We start from the raw sequence: 3140 nt of genomic DNA on the forward strand, positions 1-3140 counted from the left end.
CGACATCAGTTTTTATTCAGCGGCCATGGTCAGCTTGCAAGGCTTGAACAACCCGGCGCTGCTGCAGGTGCAGGCCGTGGACTTGCCGGGAGTGCAACTGGTGGATCGCCTGGGGGATTTGAACCGGGTGTTCGCCGCCACGCAGATCAGCGCGGCTGAATTGAAACTGATGTCGTGCGGGCTGATCGTGCTGTTGCTGATCGTGCCCTTCGGCTTTGGCGGCGCACTGCGCATTGTCGCCCTGCCGTTGCTGGCCGCGCTGTGCAGCCTGGCCAGCTTCGGTTGGCTGGGCCAGCCGCTGACGCTGTTCAGCCTGTTCGGCCTGCTGCTGGTCACCGCCATCAGTGTCGACTACGCGATCCTGATGCGTGAGCAGATCGGCGGCCCGGCGGTGAGCCTTTTGGGGACGCTGCTGGCGGCGCTGACGACGTGGTTGTCGTTCGGCCTGCTGGCGGTGTCGAGTACGCCTGCGGTGAGTAATTTCGGCCTGTCGGTCAGCCTGGGCCTGGCCTTCAGCTTTATGCTGGCGCCCTGGGCCGGCCGCCAGAAGCATGCCTCATGAATGTGATTATCGCCAAAGCGGCAAGGAGCCCTCGTGCCCATAGTTGAAATGGAACGTCGCCAGGTGGTGGTGATCGGTGCCGGCCCGTCCGGTGCCATCGCCGCCGCGCTGCTAAAGCGTAAAGGGCACGATGTGCTGATTATCGAGCGCCAGCATTTCCCGCGTTTTTCGATCGGTGAAAGCCTGCTGTCGCACTGCATCGACTTTATCGAAGAAGCCGGCATGCTCGACGCCGTGCAGGCGGCGGGTTTCCAGGTAAAAACCGGTGCCGCGTTCGCCTGGGGCGAGCGCTACAGCGCGTTTGATTTCGCTGACACGTTCAGCCACGGCAAGCCGACCACCTTCCAGGTGCAGCGCGGCGAGTTTGACAAGTTGCTGGCCGATCAAGCGGCGTTGCAAGGCGTCGACATCCGTTACGGCGAAACCATCGTCGGCGTGGATTTCAGCGGTGAAACCCACTACCTGCATGTGCGCCGGGAGAACGGCAGCGAGTATCACGTCAAAGCCAAATTCGTGCTCGATGCCAGCGGCTATGGCCGCGTACTGCCGCGCCTGCTGGACCTCGAAGCACCATCGGATTTCCCGCTGCGCCAGGCGGTGTTCACCCATGTCGAGGACCGCATCGAACACCCAGGCTTCGACCGCACCAAGATCCTCGTGACAACCCACCCGACCCAACGCGACATCTGGTTCTGGACCATTCCGTTCAGCAACGGCCGTTGCTCGGTGGGTGTGGTGGCGGCCAAGGAGCATTTGGCCGGCCGTGACGCCGATCTCGACGCCTGCCTGCGCGGGTTCATCGACGAAACCCCGAGCCTGTCCGGCGTGCTGCAGAACGCGGTATGGGACACCCCCGCGCGCACCATCGGCGGCTACTCGGCCAACGTCAAAACCTTGCACGGCCCGGGCTTTGCGCTGCTGGGCAACGCGGCAGAATTTCTCGACCCGGTGTTCTCCTCCGGCGTGACCATCGCCATGCGCTCGGCGAGCATGGCGGCCGGCGTGCTGCATCGTCAGCTCAGCGGCGAAGCCGTGGACTGGCAGCGAGAGTTTGCCGAACCGTTGAAGCGTGGCGTCGACACCTTTCGCTGCTACGTCGAAGGCTGGTACGCCGGGACGTTCCAGGATGTTATTTTTCACGCCGGCAGCTCGCCGGAGATTCGCCGGATGATCAGCTCGATCCTCGCCGGCTACGCCTGGGATGAGCGCAACCCGTTTGTCAGCGAGCCCAAACGGCGGTTACGGATGTTGTCGGAAATTTGTGCAGGGGATGCCGTGTGAGCAGTCAGTACTTAAGTAAGAACTACGTCGAAGAAACCAAGTTCGGCTTCTGGTTCCTGCGTAGCCACACCTGGCAGCACCACGTGTTGCGCGTGGCGATCAACGACCTGCGCAGCCTGTTCAGCGAGCCGCTGCCGGTAGCGCCGGTATTGCTGGACGCCGGCTGCGGCCAGGGCAAATCCTTCAAGCTGCTGCAGCAGGTGTTCGAGCCGTCGCGCCTGATCGGGCTGGATGCCGACCCGCACAGCCTGGAACTGAGCAAGGCGGAAGCCGCGCGCCAAGGGCTGAACGTCGAGCTGATCGGCAGCGACTGCGCCACCCTCAACGTCGCGGACGCCAGCGTCGATATCCTGTTTTGCCACCAGACCTTCCATCATCTGGTTGAGCAGCATCGCGCACTGAAAGAGTTCTATCGGGTGCTCAAGCCCGGCGGCTACTTGCTGTTTGCCGAGTCCACCGAAGCCTATATCGACACCTGGGTGATTCGCTGGCTGTTCCGCCACCCCATGCAGGTGCAGAAAAGCGCCGAAGAGTACCTGCAGATGCTGCACGAACAGGGCTTTGAGTTCGGCGCGCAGAACGTCTCGTACCCCTACTTGTGGTGGAGCCGGGCCAGTGATTTCGGCCTGCTGGAACGCTGGGGCCTGCGCAAGGCACCGCCGGTGGGCCAGCGCGAAGAAACCCTGGTCAACTGCGTGGCACGCAAGCCCTTGGCGAGCGCGGCACCATGATGCGTTTGCTGCTGATCGGCTGCCTGTTGCTGCTGAGCGCCTGCGCCAGCCAACCGCCATTGCCGGAAAGAACCCCGGCACTCGCCTTGCCGATGCAACTGCACGTGCAGCGCCTGGCGGACGGCCAGAGCCAGGACTGGTTGCTGGTGATCCAGAGCGAAGGCCGTGCAATCCGCTGGTCGATGATGGACCCGCTGGGCATCCCCCTGGCCCGGCAAAAACTGATCGACGGCCAGTGGCAGGCCGACGGGTTGCTGCCGCCCAATCCCCAGGCGCGCGAGCTGTTCGCCGCGTTGCTGTTTGCACTGAGCTCGGCGGATGACCTCCGCGCGCTTTACCCGAACGCCCAAGCGATGGACCTGACGCGCACCCTGCCGGGCCATTGGCAAATCGTGTATCAGTCATCCGAGGTGTTTCGCGTGAACATGAGCGGGCAGCCCCTGAGCTATCGCATCACCCCGCTGGGAATGGCGCGATGACCGCCTACCTCAATGCCCTCGGCGTGATCTGCGCCCTCGGGCGCGGCCAGGCCGACGTCAGCCGCAGCCTGTTTGCCGGCGACTGCT

Annotated in this window: 3 protein-coding genes and 1 pseudogene; all 4 read left to right on the plus strand. The window is 63.7% G+C overall.

Annotated features, from left to right (window positions below; genetic code table 11):
- Positions 1–562 (plus strand): annotated as a pseudogene (locus L9Z73_RS28180) (hypothetical protein); the annotation flags it as partial.
- 33 nt (positions 563–595) lie between these two features.
- The gene (locus L9Z73_RS28185; RefSeq protein ID WP_247408032.1) at positions 596–1843 is read left to right on the plus strand and encodes an NAD(P)/FAD-dependent oxidoreductase; all 1248 of its coding nucleotides are present in this window, start codon (positions 596–598) and stop codon (positions 1841–1843) included.
- Positions 1840–2574 (plus strand): class I SAM-dependent methyltransferase, encoded by a 735-nt coding sequence (locus L9Z73_RS28190; RefSeq protein ID WP_247408034.1) that lies wholly within the window; start codon positions 1840–1842, stop codon positions 2572–2574. Before L9Z73_RS28185 ends, L9Z73_RS28190 begins: the two co-directional genes overlap by 4 nt.
- On the plus strand, positions 2571–3053 hold the full coding sequence (locus tag L9Z73_RS28195) for a hypothetical protein (RefSeq protein WP_247408036.1): 483 nt from the start codon (positions 2571–2573) through the stop codon (positions 3051–3053). The genes L9Z73_RS28190 and L9Z73_RS28195 overlap by 4 nt, the downstream gene beginning before the upstream one ends.
- The last annotated feature ends 87 nt before the right edge of the window (positions 3054–3140 follow it).

It is taken from the genome of Pseudomonas emilianonis (assembly GCF_023072625.1).
Taxonomy (GTDB): domain Bacteria; phylum Pseudomonadota; class Gammaproteobacteria; order Pseudomonadales; family Pseudomonadaceae; genus Aquipseudomonas; species Aquipseudomonas paraveronii.

Coding starts and splice junctions, on each gene's coding strand:
- L9Z73_RS28195 (WP_247408036.1), top strand. CDS start 2,571: ATGATGCGTTTGCTGCTGATCGGCTGCCTGTTGCTGCTGAGCGCCTGC.